15 protein-coding genes are annotated in these 15289 nt (G+C 31.1%); 5 read left to right on the forward strand and 10 right to left on the reverse strand.

Annotated elements, in window-relative coordinates; genetic code table 11:
• Positions 1–4 precede the first annotated feature (4 nt).
• Both EM932_RS16850 and EM932_RS16855 read left to right on the forward strand, forming a co-directional pair.
• The gene (locus tag EM932_RS16850; protein ID WP_246041123.1) at positions 5–1921 is read left to right on the forward strand and encodes an OmpA family protein; all 1917 of its coding nucleotides are present in this window, start codon (positions 5–7) and stop codon (positions 1919–1921) included.
• 80 nt (positions 1922–2001) lie between these two features.
• Complete coding sequence (locus EM932_RS16855) at positions 2002–3924, forward strand: OmpA family protein (protein WP_135878375.1); 1923 nt, start codon at positions 2002–2004, stop codon at positions 3922–3924.
• A gap of 334 nt (positions 3925–4258) precedes the next feature.
• Here the strand turns inward: EM932_RS16855 and EM932_RS16860 are convergent, their stop codons facing one another.
• Together EM932_RS16860 and pdxH are read right to left on the reverse strand one after the other, a co-directional pair.
• Positions 4259–4756: a CAP domain-containing protein gene (locus EM932_RS16860; RefSeq protein WP_135878376.1), complete on the reverse strand. Its 498-nt coding sequence runs from the start codon at positions 4754–4756 to the stop codon at positions 4259–4261.
• A gap of 164 nt (positions 4757–4920) precedes the next feature.
• The gene (gene pdxH, locus EM932_RS16865) at positions 4921–5568 is read right to left on the reverse strand and encodes a pyridoxamine 5'-phosphate oxidase (RefSeq protein ID WP_135878377.1); all 648 of its coding nucleotides are present in this window, start codon (positions 5566–5568) and stop codon (positions 4921–4923) included.
• 150 nt (positions 5569–5718) lie between these two features.
• Between pdxH and EM932_RS16870 the strand changes: the two genes are divergently transcribed.
• Both EM932_RS16870 and EM932_RS16875 read left to right on the forward strand, forming a co-directional pair.
• On the forward strand, positions 5719–5904 hold the full coding sequence (locus EM932_RS16870; RefSeq protein WP_135878378.1) for a hypothetical protein: 186 nt from the start codon (positions 5719–5721) through the stop codon (positions 5902–5904).
• A 409-nt stretch (positions 5905–6313) separates the two neighbouring features.
• Entirely contained in the window at positions 6314–6724 is a 411-nt protein-coding gene (locus EM932_RS16875) for a hypothetical protein (protein ID WP_135878379.1), read from the forward strand.
• Between the two features lie 208 nt (positions 6725–6932).
• Here EM932_RS16875 and EM932_RS16880 read toward each other — a convergent pair whose 3' ends face one another.
• The 7 genes from EM932_RS16880 to rpsA form a co-directional block, all read right to left on the reverse strand.
• Positions 6933–7838, reverse strand: a complete 906-nt coding sequence (locus EM932_RS16880; RefSeq protein ID WP_135878380.1) for a ribonuclease Z — start codon at positions 7836–7838, stop codon at positions 6933–6935.
• A gap of 1 nt (position 7839) precedes the next feature.
• Complete coding sequence (locus EM932_RS16885; protein WP_135878381.1) at positions 7840–8310, reverse strand: DUF3291 domain-containing protein; 471 nt, start codon at positions 8308–8310, stop codon at positions 7840–7842.
• A gap of 1 nt (position 8311) precedes the next feature.
• Positions 8312–8644 (reverse strand): ribonuclease Z, encoded by a 333-nt coding sequence (locus tag EM932_RS16890; RefSeq protein WP_135878382.1) that lies wholly within the window; start codon positions 8642–8644, stop codon positions 8312–8314.
• Between the two features lie 3 nt (positions 8645–8647).
• Positions 8648–9577 (reverse strand): aspartate carbamoyltransferase catalytic subunit, encoded by a 930-nt coding sequence (locus tag EM932_RS16895; RefSeq protein WP_135878383.1) that lies wholly within the window; start codon positions 9575–9577, stop codon positions 8648–8650.
• A gap of 211 nt (positions 9578–9788) precedes the next feature.
• Entirely contained in the window at positions 9789–10328 is a 540-nt protein-coding gene (pyrR, locus tag EM932_RS16900) for a bifunctional pyr operon transcriptional regulator/uracil phosphoribosyltransferase PyrR (protein WP_135878384.1), read from the reverse strand.
• A 64-nt stretch (positions 10329–10392) separates the two neighbouring features.
• Complete coding sequence (locus EM932_RS16905) at positions 10393–11388, reverse strand: hypothetical protein (protein ID WP_135878385.1); 996 nt, start codon at positions 11386–11388, stop codon at positions 10393–10395.
• Positions 11389–11503: 115 nt separating this feature from the next.
• Positions 11504–13336 carry a 30S ribosomal protein S1 gene (gene rpsA / locus EM932_RS16910; RefSeq protein WP_135878386.1) on the reverse strand — a complete coding sequence of 611 codons (1833 nt, stop codon included), beginning with the start codon at positions 13334–13336 and terminating at the stop codon, positions 11504–11506.
• A gap of 325 nt (positions 13337–13661) precedes the next feature.
• Between rpsA and EM932_RS16915 the strand changes: the two genes are divergently transcribed.
• A complete protein-coding gene (locus EM932_RS16915; protein ID WP_135878387.1) occupies positions 13662–14042 on the forward strand; it encodes a LysM peptidoglycan-binding domain-containing protein in 381 nt (126 codons plus the stop codon).
• A 329-nt stretch (positions 14043–14371) separates the two neighbouring features.
• Here EM932_RS16915 and cmk read toward each other — a convergent pair whose 3' ends face one another.
• On the reverse strand, positions 14372–15067 hold the full coding sequence (gene cmk / locus EM932_RS16920; RefSeq protein ID WP_135878388.1) for a (d)CMP kinase: 696 nt from the start codon (positions 15065–15067) through the stop codon (positions 14372–14374).
• Positions 15068–15289: the final 222 nt, after the last annotated feature.

The raw sequence follows: 15289 nt of genomic DNA on the forward strand, positions 1-15289 counted from the left end.
TTATATGAAAACTAAAAATTACATATTAGTCTGTATCACATTAATGTTAAGCTTTTCTGCCTTTCCTCAACAAGGAAAACAGAAAAGAGCCGATACATTATTCAATAAATTCTCTTTTGTAAAGGCTGCAAAAGTTTATAGAGAACTTATTCAAAATAATTACAACAAAGACTATGCAACTCGTCAATTAGCAGATTGCTATGCGTTTTTAAGAGATCCTAGGAATGCCTCAAGATTTTATAAAAATGTTGTTAAGCAAAAGAATGTACCTGTTGAATATTATTATAAATATGCACAATCACTTCGTGGTATGAAAAAATACGACGAATCTCAAATTTGGTTACAACGTTTTAAAGATTCTGGAGGAGTTGTTAATTCTAATGACTTTTCAAAAGATGCCAATTTTATTACCAGTGTCTTTGGTGCGAAACAACAATATTTTTTAGATAGAATTTACTTCAACTCAAAGTTTAGTGACTTTGGAGCTTTTGAACACAATGGTAAAGTTTACTTTGCATCTACCAGAGACGAAGGCGTTTCTATAAAGCGTTTGTACGGGTGGAATGAACAACCTTTTCTAGATATTTATGTAGCAGATGTTGGAACCAAAAGAAATGTAGATCATTCTGCAAAAGTAAAAGGAGATGTAAACTCAATATATCATGACGGCCCTGTCACCATTACAAAAAATGGTCATACAATGTACTTTTCTAGAAATAACTTCACAGAAGATATCGAAAAAAAGGACAAAAAAGGGTTAACTAACATGAAGATATACAGAGCAACTTTGCAAGACAGTATATGGACGAATATTGAAGACCTTTCAATAAATAGCGACGATTTTTCCACACAACATGCCGCTTTAAATGTTGATGAAACTAAATTGTACTTCTCATCAGATAGGCCTGGTGGATATGGTGGTTCAGATATTTATGTGGTAGATATTAATATTGATGGTACACTAGGAGAACCTCAAAATATAGGTGATGTTGTAAACACAGAAAATTCTGAAGGGTTTCCTTTTATCAATAATGAAGGGGTTTTATTCTTCTCTTCAGATGGGCATCCCGGTTTAGGGCTATATGATATTTTCGGAACTATAAAAGGTGAAGATGGTAATATTGCAGATGTTATAAACTTGGGGGTTCCAGTAAACTCTAACAAAGATGATTTTTCGTTTACAATGAATCAAAACGGTATCACAGGATATTTTGCATCAAACAGAAAAGGAGGACGTGGAGATGATGATATTTATGCATATCATAGAAAACCCGTTTTACATGTTGAAGGTGTTGTTACCGATGCCATTAATACTAACCCAATACCAAACTCAAAAATCACCTTATTTGATGAAAATGACAATCAAATTGCCTACATGGAGACAGATGAAAATGGTTATTATCAAATAAATATCGACAGAAATAAAGACTATAAAATTGTTGCGAATCAAGATAAATATATAGACGATTATAGAAATTTCACTTCTAAAAACATTCAAACCGAACTTACAACAATTACTGCAAATTTATTGTTGAATCCAAAACCTAATGTTATAAAGCTTGCTGAATTAAACAATATTTATTTTGATTTCAATAAATATAATATTAGAAAAGATGCTGCTTTAGAACTAGATAAAATTGTTAGCCTAATGCAGAATGATTATCCAGATATGGTAATTCGAATTGAGTCCCATACGGATTCAAGAGGGAATCTAACATACAATGATAAATTATCGATAGATAGAGCAAATTCAACTTACGAATATTTAATTTCTAAGGGTATTGCTCCTGAAAGAATTACAGAGCATCAAGGTTTTGGTGAGCGTAGATTAACTAATGGTTGTGAAGATGGTAAAGATTGTGAAGAAGAAGACCATCAATTAAACAGACGTACTCAATTTATAGTTGTAAAAATGGAATAACAACATGGCATTGACACTGTGTTTAAATAAACAATAGCTATTACTATTAGCATATGTTTTTAATTAAAACTAATGACCCCATGAGATTAAAAAATTATATTTTAACAAGTATTATATTGCTACTAGGTTTTTCAGCTCTTGCGCAATATGGTTCGCAAAAAAGAGCAGATAACCTGTTTAACAAATTTTCGTTTGTTAATGCTGCTCAAGTTTATCATAATCTTATAGAAAAAGACTTTAATGCCGATTATGCAACCAGACAATTAGCAGATAGCTATGCTTTCTTGAGAAATCCAGACAGTGCAGTAGTTTATTATAGAAAAGCAGTAGAACAACCTAATGTTCCCGTAGCATACTATTACAATTACGCACAAGCGTTAAGAGGTATCAAAGAATATAAAGAATCTCGTATTTGGATGAAACGCTTTAAAAAAGCTGGTGGGGAAATAAACGAAGAGCGATTTTTAAAAGATGCAGATTTTATCAATTCAATCTTTAGTGCGAAACAACAATATTTTTTAAAAGAAGTTAATTTTAATTCAAAATATAGTGATTTTGGAGCTTATGAACACGATGGTAATATTTATTTTGCGTCCTCAAGAAATACTGGAGTTTCAACAAAACATATATATGGATGGAATGAAGAACCTTTTTTAGACATATATGTTACTGATAAAAATGCTAATGACAGCATTGTGGATCACAAATCTAAGCTTAAAGGTGATCTAAATTCTATTTATCATGAAGGTCCAATTACTATAACAAAAGACGGCAAAACCATATATTTTTCAAGAAATAATTATAATGAAAACATTTTAGGAAAAGATGAGGAAGGCATGACAAACCTTAAGATTTATAAAGCTTCCTTAATTGAAGATGAATGGACAAACATTGAAGAGCTTCCTTTTAACAGTAATGACTTCTCTAATGGTCACCCTGCATTAAATAGTGATGGCACAAAATTGTATTTTGCTTCCAACATGCCAGATGGTTTTGGAGGGACAGATATCTACTCTGTAGAAATAAATAATGACGGTTCTTTTGGAACCCCTCAAAATTTAGGAAACATAGTTAATACTGATAAAAACGAAAGGTTTCCTTTTATTAATAGTGAAGGCGTTCTTTTCTTTGCTTCAGATGGACATCCAGGATTGGGTCTTTTGGATATTTTTGGAACCGTTTCAGATAAAAACAATAATATTATTAGCGTTCTAAATCTCGGTGTTCCTGTAAACTCCAGTAAAGATGATTTTTCATTTTTCATGAATGAAGATGGATTATCTGGATATTTTGCTTCTAATAGAAATGGTGGAGCTGGGGGTGATGATATTTATGCTTATGATAGAATCCCTCAACTAAAAATAGAAGGAACAATAACTGATGTAACGACAAATAAACCAGTACCTAATGCCATTGTTACACTACTTGATAGTGATAATAAACAAATAGCTCATCTGGAAACAGATGAAGATGGACACTATGAAATAAACATAGATAGAGATGCTGACTATATCGTAAATATCAAAAAAGAGGATTATATAGAAGATACTAGGAATGTTACCTCTAAAGGTGTTGAAAATAAAGTGACAAGTATTACTGCAGACTTTAATCTAAATCACATTGTAAAAAAGGTTACTCCAATTACTGAACTCTATCCTATTTACTTTGACTTTAACAAGTTTGATATTAGACGAGATGGCACTGTAGAATTAGATAGAATAGTTAATTTAATGATGAATATTTACCCTAGCATGGTAATTAAAATAGAATCACATACAGATTCTAGAGGTACATCAGAATACAACAATAGACTATCTTTAGATAGAGCAAATGCCACATACAAATACTTAGTAGAAAAAGGAGTTGATCCTGCCAGAATTACCGAGCATAAAGGTTACGGCAAGCAAAAGTTAGCAAACGATTGTGATGGCACTATTAATTGTACTGAAGATCAACATCAATTAAATAGACGTACACAGTTTATTGTTGTAAAAATGGAATAATTTAAGCTAAATTCAATAATAGTTAAAAACCATCAAGAATTATTTACTTTTTTGATGTTTTTTTTATTTACCTAATTATAATTATAGCTTGAAGTTTATAATAGCAACTTACATCTTGAATAAGATTAATAAAAGAATTACTTAATTACGCAGTAAACAAAAATCCCCCCATAAAATGAGAGGATTTTTTACCTAAAGCTAAATTCAATAACAATTAAGTTATCAATAAATAACCAATTTAATTATAAATACATGATTAAATCATGCATATTTTGCTAAAAATCAGTACATTAAATAGGTTATATTTTCATTGCCCATCATAAGAAAAGCAATCTTATTTTTTAATAAAGATATTAGTAAAATACCATCTTCCATTTTCATTTTTCTCTGCTGAAACATCAAAGTTTGTAAAATCACCTTCAATGGTTCCTCTGTGTCCTTCGCTTTTAATCCAAGCTTTGACAACAGTTTCTGCAGAGCTATATCCGTAAGCAACATTTTCAGACACTTTCTCAGCACCAGCATTCGATTTTAAATAATTACTACGAGTAAAAAAATTATCGTGTGATACTTTATTGTTATCTACCATATAGTCTGTATGACTGAATGCTACAGATTTAACAACAGACATATCACTTAAGGCATTCAAACCCAATGATACTCTGTAATCGTTAATACGTTTAAGTATTTCTATTTCAATGTCTTTTGCTTCTTGAGCAACAAGGCTTAATTCAATAGCATCAGCCTTATCATCAATGCTGTCTGTTGAACAAGAAGTGAGTGTCAACACAGCAAACAGTACCAATAATGGCAGTTTAATTAATGACTTCATAAGTAGGTAATTTAGATTAGGTTCTGTAAAATTAGCAACCTACTCTGAAGCAAATGTTAATAAAATGTTAAAATCGATTAAAAACACGTATTTTATCGTATAATAATGCTTTTAATCGATGAAATACAATTTGTAATAAAAATACCATGAATTTAAACCATAATTCAAGGGGATAATCGGTTAATTTTCCAGTTATAATCTTTTTGTAGTTTAAATCTTATTCTATCGTGCAGCCTATTAGGTCGACCTTGCCAAAATTCAATTTCCACAGGCTTAACAATATACCCTCCCCAATTAGCAGGTCTTGGTATTTCTTTTCCTTCAAACTCATTCTCTAATTCTGAAAGTCTTTTTTCTATAGCACCCCTACTTTCTATAACTTGACTTTGATTCGAAACTAAAGCACCCAACTGACTTCCTCTAGGCCTAGATTCAAAATAGCCATCACTTAAATTTTCAGCAATCTTTTCAGCTTGCCCTTTAATGATAATTTGACGTTCTGCACCATGCCAAAAAAAGGACAAACACACATTTGGATTTTGAGCTATTGCCTTTCCTTTTTCGCTATCATAATTGGTATAAAAAATAAAGCCTTCATATGTGTAGCGTTTTAATAAAACGATTCTATTCTTAGGAAAACCATCTAAGCCAATGGTAGAAATCGTCATGGCATTAGTTTCATCCTCAATAAAAAATTTATCCACCTCATGAAACCATTTTTGGAATAATTCCATTGGGTTTTCTGGTACATCTTTTAAAAGTAGTTCGTACTTCTCGTAAGACTTTCTATAATTGCCTAAATCTTTTTCCATAGACAACAAAATAACGAAAAATAATGATCTCTTAAACATTAAAATTTCTCTAAACATTCTAAATTAGCATGAACTCTCTCCAAATTAAGAACCTTATGAACATTTGAAAGCTCTCACTTTAGCAAAACAATAAACTACTATAAATTACAAATGTCTTACGGTAATTATTTTTTATGTAAAAAAATTTTTATATTAGAATTAAATGCTGGTATACACCTTGACTGGCCTAAAATTCAAGAAGCTGCTAAAGATATTTTAAGTTTTTATGACGAGGATGATAAGCTAGGCTATATATCTAATAGAATTAATTCATATTCCGTTGATCCTCAAGTTTAGGCAAAAGCAGAATAGTACAACAAAAACAATATGGTTGTAGGTGGTACTATTGTGTATTATAGTAATATGATGTACATGAACGCTACTTTAGAAAAAAGATTTTCAAAAATTAATATTCATCCTTGTTTATCTTTAGATGAAGCTATAGAATGGATTCTTAACTTGGGTGCACTAAAATAAACTCATAAATTTTCCACAGAAAAAAACTTTTAGCTATTTCTTTGTACGTATCTAATCTCTTGAAATACATTAAAGAACCTTCAAATAGTACCTATAATTCATTTAATATATAGTTTTAATAAATTGTTTATCACTTCTACAATAAAATAAATAATAACAAAAATTCATGGTTTCGTAGGCATAAATTTTATTAAACGTTGTAAATTCGCACTATCATAAATAGCCCCTTATGAAATTTGAAAATTCGACCTACAGTAATAGTTTAAGCTATTACAAACTAGAAATGCCTTTTGGTATTTTTTATTTCTGTGAAAAATTTATAGTAGCAGAATTGCATACCGGTGTACACTTCGATTCACTTAAACTTGAATTAGTATTTAAAGAAATTATAGAGTTTTATGGTAAAGATGCTAAGCTGGACTATATCTCCAATAGAGTTAATTCGTATTCAATTGATCCTCATAATTGGATAAAAATTGAACCATATAATATTATAAAAAAGAGTGCCATTGTATATTATAATGACATGATGTACATAAACACTTCTTTAGAAAAGAGGTTTTCAAAAGTTAAAATTCAAACTTGTTTATCTTTAGATGAAGCTATAGAATGGGTTCTGAAATTGGAAGAAATAAAATAAAGAATTTCCTTTCTCTTTCTTAAATTTATAAAAGCAAATCTATAAGGAGCGTAATCGAAGTACTCAGCACAGGTTTCGCTCGTTTCATACCCAATCAAGTGGAGTACAGGCTTTGACCTTTAGGTTCAAAAATCGAAATTCTACTATTTGGATTCCCGTTCCTATTCGACAGACAGGTCTAAGGCAGAGCTTCGGTAATTCTTTTCGATTAAAACTCAAAAGTTTTTCCATCTTCGCATAACTCCACATTATCAAAAACTTCTTGAGCTTCTTCTTTAAACGCGTTTAAACCATCGTAACGCGTTGAATAATGTCCAAGTAATAATGTGCCCGCATTTGCTAATTTTGCTATAGTAGCCGCTTCTTTTGCAGTAGAGTGTTTTGTTTTTGGTCCTAAATGGGCATGTTTTTCTAAAAAAGTAGATTCATGATACAGAACATCTACATTTTTTATAATAGAGACTATATCCTCTTTATACATAGTATCACTACAAAACGCATAACTTTTTGGTTTTAAACCTGCTCTTGTAACAGATTCATTTTTTATAGTTTCTCCTTTTTCGTTTACAACATCAAAACCTTGTGTTAGTTTTCTATAATAAGCAACATTGATATTAGCTGCCTCAACTGCTTCAATTTTCAATTTACGATCCCCTTCTTTTTCTTGAAATAAAAATCCATTGGTATAAACCCTATGGTTCAAAGGAACAGTATGCACCAAAATCTTTTCGTCTTCAAAGATCAATTCTGACTTATTTGAAGTTAGTTCATGAAAGATAAGATTATAATTAGTCCAAGAATCGGCTAACTTCATTTGTAAAGTAACGACTTCTTTAATCCCCTTTGGTCCATAAATATGTAAATCTGCTTCTCTAGTTAGCAATCTAAAGGTAGATATTAAGCCAACTAAACCAAAAAAATGATCGCCATGTAAATGCGATATAAATATGTGCTTAATACGATTAAACTTTATTTTGTGCTTACGAAGCTGCACTTGAGTACCTTCTCCGCAATCTATTAAGAACATATGGTTGTTAATCTCTAATACTTGGGACGTGGTATTGTTTAGTGTTCTTGGGGTTGCGCTATAACAGCCTAAAATCGTGAGTTTCATATTACAAAATAGGTTTGTAATTTAATGAATCTGATACTGTAAATTTGCTTTTAAAACTAAAAGCATAAGGCGTATCACCATGCTTATTTAAATAATCTAATCTATTTTTAGCATCTTGAAATGTGGGCTCGTAACCTTTAGGAACATACCAGAATGCCATGTGCATCATTTTCATTTTACCAAACCATTCTTTTTTACGCTTAAAAACTTCTATATGACCCGATTTATAGGTATAATTAAATAACGCTTCTAAGTTTTCCCATACAGACATATTAATAAGTAATTTATCATCTTGGAAAATTTGAGCTCCTAAATCTTTGTCTTCATCTTTTAAACGCCAAACAAAACCCTCACTTTCATCAGCCAAAGCATTAATTCTATCTAAATTGTTTACAAAGTCTTGCATAATGGGATCATCCATCGGAGCTAATCTCTTTGCAACATTTACTTGGGCAAGATGTAATTTACTCATATTAAAATCCTAAGTCACGTTCCATTTCCTCCATCTCTATAATATCATAAGCTTCTTGAATTGTTGGTACTACTATAATTTCATCTGGAATATTTTCTAAATTAATATTATTTGAAACAATTACAAAGGATTGTTTTGATGCACGGTGCGTATTTGATACTTCAAGAAACTCAACAATATCTTGCAACCCCAATTTATTTAAAGTTGTTAGAACCACAATAATATTATTGTTTTTAAATTTTGGGTATAAAGCCTGTAACTTCTTAACTAATTCTATAATCGTGGCCTTTTCTTGTGTGATTATAGAAGTGTTTCCATTTTGGTCTAAAATCATAATCTACTGTTTTATTTTGGACGCTAGTAAATATATAGCTGCCATCCTTATAGCGACACCATTTTGAACTTGATCTAGGATAATGGATTGTTTTGAATCGGCAACATCGCTAGTAATTTCCACACCTCTATTAATAGGGCCTGGATGCATGATCGTAATTTCTTTATCTAATGAGTCTAGTAATTCTTTATTTACACCGAACTGTTGTGTGTACTCTCTGGTTGATGGAAAATAGCTAATATCCATACGTTCATTTTGAACACGTAACATGTTTGCTATATCACACCAATTCAATGCTTTACGTAAATCAGTTTCAACTTTCACTCCAAGATTTCCAATATACTTTGGTAACAATGTTTTAGGGCCGCAAACCATAACTTGTGCACCTTGAAGTTGCAGCGCAAATATGTTTGAAAGTGCTACACGACTATGAAGAATATCTCCTACTATAACAACTTTCTTTCCATTAACATCTCCTAATCTCTCTCTTATAGAATAAGAATCTAAAAGTGCTTGTGTTGGATGTTCATGAGCGCCATCTCCTGCATTAATAATACTTGCATTGATATGTTTTGATAAAAAGACACCTGCTCCTGGGTTGGGATGTCTCATCACAACCATATCTACTTTCATAGATAAAATATTATTAACGGTATCTATTAGGGTCTCCCCTTTTTTAACCGAAGATTGTCCTGATGAAAAATTAATAACATCTGCAGACAATCTTTTTTCAGCCAATTCAAATGATAATTTTGTTCTTGTTGAATTTTCAAAAAAAAGGTTGGCTATGGTAATATCTCTAAGTGAAGGTACTTTTTTAATAGGTCTATTAATGACTTCTTTAAAATGATCGGCAGTTTCAAAAATAAGTTGGATATCTTCTTCTTTAAGATATTTTATTCCTAATAAGTGATTGACACTTAATTCACTCATACTTTTTGTGTTCTGTGGCAATTAATTGCCAGTTATTTTTAATTAGGTCTCGACTGCGCTCGACCTGACAGTCTAAGTTTCTTCATTCTAGCCTCTAGCCTCTAGCCTCTAGCCTCTAGCCTCTAGCCTCTAGCCTCTAGCCTCTAGCCTCTAGCCTCTAGCCTCTAGCCTCTAGCCTCTAGCCTCTAGCCTCTAGCCTCTAGCAAAATTATTATTTCTCTATTAAATAAACGGAATCTTCATTATCATGCTCTTTCCAGTTTACTTTTACTTTTTCATTATTTATAACATCCACTTGCCTACCTCTGTAATCTGGTTGTATTGGTAAATGTCTGCTAAAACGTCTATCTATTAACGTTAATAATTCTATCGCGTTAGGTCTTCCAAAAGATTGAATAGCAGTTAAAGCCGCTCTAATACTACGTCCTGTATGTAAAACATCATCAATAAAAACAATGTTTTTATCTTCTACCAGAAAATTGAGTTTGGTGGTATTTGCTTCAAGTGTTTTTTCACCTCTACGAAAATCATCTCTATAGAATGTAATATCCAAATGTCCTAATTGAATGTTTTTAACGTTATAGTCTTCTTCTAATATTTTTGCTAATCTATCTGCTAAAAAGACACCTCGAGGTTGTAAACCAATTAAAACGGTATTAGAAAAATCGGTATGTTTTTCAATAAGTTGACAAGCCAATCGGTGAAGAATGATGTTTACCTCTTTTGCGTTAAGTAAAACTTTTTGACTCATATATGCTATCCAAACGTGTTTGGAACACAAAGATAATGCAAAATTTTAAAATGATATAAGTAATTTATTTTATTACTTTCTTTAACATTTTAAAATCCTTTATATCAATCTTTTTATCTTTAAAACTTGGCCTGCCAAAAAAGATTAGTTTTCCAGATCCAGCGTCAATAATTGAATTAAAATACATTGCATCTAATGCCGTTCCTTTTATTTCATCTTTATGCCTCTTTAACATACCATTATCATGTCTACTGCCATCTTTAATGGCTCCAAGTGATGACCTTGTAGTAGGTCTGGGAGCATTTATTACTTTTTTAAAATAAATTATATTATCGTTTTTATTAACTATTGCTCGATCAATAACATCTTTATTAACAATTTTAAAATCAAAATCATAAATATTATCTATTTCTTTTTTAAGCTCTTCTGTTGCAAAACTTTCGTCTAATAACAATGTTTTGTTTTCTACTAACTTAATAGGTAAGTATCGAAACATATTATTACGCTTCTTTTTATATGCTTTTCTATCTTCTAATAATGCATTATTTAAATCATTCTGTAAATATTGTAAACTAGAGAAAATATCTCCATATGATAACCTTTTTCCCTCTACTGTATATACTTTTATATAATGAGGAAAAACTCTTTTGTTTACCATACCTATCACAAAACTATATCCAGGAACATTATTTATTAAACTTGAAGTTACAAAATCCAATACTGCATAGACACTATTTCTGGATTCATCCTTACTCAAGTCTATATATTCTTGACTTGATATGAACTCAATTGAAGGAGAAAACTTCCAAACAGCATTTATTGCGTTTTTAAAATCTTCATTAAACCCATTCTTAGCTAATTCGCTTTCCTCGCCTGATAAAACTACCAAAAGAGGCTTTTCTTTTATTAAAACTATTTCATCTATCTTTTTTTCCTGAACTCCCAATTGAGCAAAACTATTACTATATAAAAATAAAAAACTAGCAAATACTAACAGCGTACACTTTTTAATTATTGTAGTTTTAACACTTTGTTTTTTAAAAAAGTAAAAATTCATCATTTATTTTTTTAGTTATCAATAAAATATACTCTGCAATTATAATGTAATATAAATTTATACCAAACAAAAAAGCCTTCAATTTCTTGAAGGCTTTAATTCTATATTTCAGGATAACTTATGCTTTCCCGTCCATTTTATCTTTAAGAGCTTGTAAAGCATCATTAGCATCACCTAAAGTTGGTTTAGCTTCTGCTGCTGCACTAGCTGCTTTCTTAACTGCTGCTTTAACATTTGCAACCTCTTCTGCTTTAAATACAGCTGTATGAGACGCTACAACACGTTTAAACTCTTTATTAAATTCGATAATTTTGAATTCTGCAGTTTCACCTTTCTTAAGTTTACTTCCGTCTTCTTTTTCAAGATGACGAGAAGGTACAAATGCAACGATATCTTCGTTAAACTCAACTGTAGCTCCTTTATCAACTATTTCAGCAATAGCTGCATTATGAACAGTTTCTAAAGCGAATTCTGTTTCATATTTATCCCAAGGGTTCTCAGTTGTTTGTTTGTGACCTAAACTTAGTTTACGTCCTTCAACATCTAACTCTAATACAATAACTTCTAATTTATCTCCTACTGCACAGAACTCTGATGGATGCTTGATTTTCTTAGTCCAAGATAAATCTGAGATATAAATTAATCCGTCAATACCTTCTTCTAATTCAACAAATACACCAAAGTTTGTAAAGTTACGTACAACACCTGTATGCTTAGAAGCTAATGGGTATTTACCAGTAATATCTGTCCACGGATCTGGAGTTAATTGCTTAATACCAAGAGACATTTTACGATCTTCTCTATCAAGAGTTAGGATAACAGCTTCAACCTCATCTCCTACAGAAACGAAATCTTGAGCTGAACGCAAATGTGTAGACCACGACATTTCAGATACGTGAATTAATCCTTCTACACCTTCAGCTACTTCAATAAATGCTCCGTAATCTGCAATAACAACTACTTTACCTTTTACTTTATCACCTACTTTCACCTCTTCTGCAAGTGCTTCCCATGGATGTTTGCTTAATTGTTTTAATCCTAATTGGATTCTTGATTTGTTTTCATCAAAATCAAGGATTACAACATTAAGTTTTTGATCTAATTCTACAATTTCATTTGGATGATTAATTCTAGACCAAGATAAATCTGTGATATGAACTAAACCATCAACACCTCCAAGGTCAATAAATACACCATAAGAAGTAATGTTTTTAACGACACCTTCTAATACTTGTCCTTTTTCTAATTGACCAATAATTTCTTTTTTCTGTATTTCAATGTCAGCTTCAATTAGAGCTTTATGAGATACTACTACGTTTTTGAATTCGTGGTTGATTTTAACAACTTTAAATTCCATAGTTTTATTTACATACTGATCGTAATCTCTAATTGGTTTAACATCAATTTGAGATCCTGGCAAGAATGCTTCAATTCCAAAAACATCTACAATCATCCCTCCTTTAGTTCTGCATTTAACAAAACCATTAACGATTTCACCACTATCGTGAGCCGCGTTAACGCGATCCCAAGCTTTAATAACACGTGCTTTTCTGTGAGATAGTACTAATTGTCCTGTTGCATCTTCACGAACATCAATTAATACTTCTACCTTATCACCAACTGCTAAGTTAGGATTGTAACGGAACTCGTTTAAAGAAATAACACCTTCAGATTTTGCATTGATATCAATAATGGCATCTCTATCAGAAATGTGAACTACTGTACCTTCAACAACCTCATCATTAAGAGTGTCAACGAAATTTTCTGCTACTAATTTTTCAAATTCTTTAAGTTGTTTGTCATCAACTTCATCAATACCTTCCTGGTAATTGTGCCAATTGAACTCTTTTAAGAATTTTTCTGGATTTGCCTGAGCTTCAGATACAACTGGAGCTTCTGCTTTTGGAGCTTCTGTTGTTTCAACTTCAGCTTGTTTTGCTTTTTCAGCCATTTAAGATTATTATGTAATATAACTATGGTTTCCGCTTCAGCGTAAACGTCATTATATTACGTTTTGTATCCTGTATGCCTTGGAAGATTTTATGCGATTAACATACAGAAGTGTTATATATAAATTTTTGTTTTCATTCCTTTTATTTTTTCCAATAATTCGCTAAAAGGAGTGCAAAAATACACAATTTCAATAAATTACCCTAATTTGAATAAATTATTTTAACCATCTGATTTTTACGTTAATAATAAAGTTGAAAAAAGGTACATTTTTGGCATTCATTTTGTTATATTTAAAAACTAACAAATATTAAATTTTAACACTTATGACAATGAAAGCAAAATACCAATCAGTATTAGATTTGGGAGAATCTTTAAACATTCAAAACGGTGATGTACAAGAAGAAAATGGCATTTTAAAGGTTTGGGGAACTGCTAATACTCCTTATGAAAAAAACCTTATATGGGATAAAATAAAAGAAATAGGAGGCGAAAACCCAACAGATATTGTAGCCGATATTAAAGTTGCCGATGAGAGTGTTTTTCACAGACATACAGTTAAAAGTGGAGAAACTTTAGGAAAAATAGCTATACAATATTATGGAAACGCAGCAAGATACCAAGATATTTTTAAAGCAAATTCTGATATTTTAAAAAACCCAGATTTAATACATCCTGATCAAGAGTTGATTATTCCTAATTTGTAAATCCAAATAATTTATAATTAGAAGTAAAAAAGAGGCTGTCTAAAAAGTAAGTTTTTAGTTTAAATGTCACATTGAGCGCAGTCGAAATGCTTTAGTTTTCAAAACATTATAACTTCGACTGCGCTCAGTTTGACAATAATTAATTGCTTTTTAGACAGCCTCTTTTTTGTTTACTTGTCTTATATTTTTCGATGTAAATTCCAATTGTAATCTATCTACATTATTTTAGTAAGGGCAAAATGTATTCTAGGGTCTTCTAGTTTTAGTAAAATTTCATGCGCGCTTCATCATCCATCTATATATGCTTCCTCCTGAATAATCAATTACCTTTATTCCAATCCTTCTAGTGTGATTTTGACCAAGTTCAAAATCTTATCAAATTGTTCATCTAATGTCATATTAGAGTTGTCAATTTCTATAGCATCCTTAGCTTTAACCAATGGGGAATCTTCTCTATTGGAATCTAAATAATCGCGTTCTTGAACATTTTGTAAAACATCTTCATAAATAACTTTATCGCCGCGATTAACAAGTTCTTGATATCGTCTCGTTGCTCTTTTTTCAGCAGAAGCAGTCATAAATAATTTTAGTTCAGCATTTGGAAAAACAACCGTACCTATATCCCTACCATCCATAACAACTCCTTTATCTTTTCCCATTTTTTGCTGTTGCTCTACCAATTTTTGACGCACATGCGATACGGCCGCTACCTTACTAACAAAACCAGAAACTTCCAGTGTTCTGATATCCCTTTCCACATTTTTTCCGTTTAAGTACACTTCTGCAAACCCTAGGGGTTCATTAAACTTAAAACTTATTTCTATACCTGGTAGTTGATAAATTAATGCTTCAACATTAAAATCCCCTTCTTCAATGAGTCCTTGTTTCATAGCATAAAAAGTAACAGCCCTATACATAGCACCTGTATCTACATACACATAACCTAGGTATTTAGCTAATTGTTTAGCAACTGTACTTTTTCCTGTTGAAGAAAATCCGTCTATAGCTATAGTAATCTTTGACATAGATATTAAGTTTGAAGTGTTCAAAAATACTTAAAATGCCTAAGGTGAAGAACTATTAATCTAAAATAAATTCTGTTATTTAGATTCCCGTTTTCACGCACTACTGTCCGGAATAATATATTTATATTGTTTTATTTGTATTATTTTTACTGATCTTTTTAAGATCAGTAAAACCAAAAGACTTAATTTTCATGTATTCTCAAACATATTTCGGAGAGCTAT

The organism is Flavivirga rizhaonensis, from assembly GCF_004791695.1.
Lineage (GTDB): Bacteria > Bacteroidota > Bacteroidia > Flavobacteriales > Flavobacteriaceae > Flavivirga > Flavivirga rizhaonensis.

Bases quoted from the DNA above. Each gene is read 5' to 3' on its own strand.
- EM932_RS16850 (WP_246041123.1), top strand. From the start codon at position 5: ATGAAAACTAAAAATTACATATTAGTCTGTATCACATTAATGTTAAGC.
- EM932_RS16855 (WP_135878375.1), top strand. From the start codon at position 2,002: ATGAGATTAAAAAATTATATTTTAACAAGTATTATATTGCTACTAGGT.
- EM932_RS16860 (WP_135878376.1), bottom strand. From the start codon at position 4,756: ATGAAGTCATTAATTAAACTGCCATTATTGGTACTGTTTGCTGTGTTG.
- pdxH (WP_135878377.1), bottom strand. From the start codon at position 5,568: ATGGAAAAAGATTTAGGCAATTATAGAAAGTCTTACGAGAAGTACGAA.
- EM932_RS16870 (WP_135878378.1), top strand. From the start codon at position 5,719: ATGTCTTACGGTAATTATTTTTTATGTAAAAAAATTTTTATATTAGAA.
- EM932_RS16875 (WP_135878379.1), top strand. From the start codon at position 6,314: ATGAAATTTGAAAATTCGACCTACAGTAATAGTTTAAGCTATTACAAA.
- EM932_RS16880 (WP_135878380.1), bottom strand. From the start codon at position 7,838: ATGAAACTCACGATTTTAGGCTGTTATAGCGCAACCCCAAGAACACTA.
- EM932_RS16885 (WP_135878381.1), bottom strand. From the start codon at position 8,310: ATGAGTAAATTACATCTTGCCCAAGTAAATGTTGCAAAGAGATTAGCT.
- EM932_RS16890 (WP_135878382.1), bottom strand. From the start codon at position 8,644: ATGATTTTAGACCAAAATGGAAACACTTCTATAATCACACAAGAAAAG.
- EM932_RS16895 (WP_135878383.1), bottom strand. From the start codon at position 9,577: ATGAGTGAATTAAGTGTCAATCACTTATTAGGAATAAAATATCTTAAA.
- pyrR (WP_135878384.1), bottom strand. From the start codon at position 10,328: ATGAGTCAAAAAGTTTTACTTAACGCAAAAGAGGTAAACATCATTCTT.
- EM932_RS16905 (WP_135878385.1), bottom strand. From the start codon at position 11,388: ATGATGAATTTTTACTTTTTTAAAAAACAAAGTGTTAAAACTACAATA.
- rpsA (WP_135878386.1), bottom strand. From the start codon at position 13,336: ATGGCTGAAAAAGCAAAACAAGCTGAAGTTGAAACAACAGAAGCTCCA.
- EM932_RS16915 (WP_135878387.1), top strand. From the start codon at position 13,662: ATGACAATGAAAGCAAAATACCAATCAGTATTAGATTTGGGAGAATCT.
- cmk (WP_135878388.1), bottom strand. From the start codon at position 15,067: ATGTCAAAGATTACTATAGCTATAGACGGATTTTCTTCAACAGGAAAA.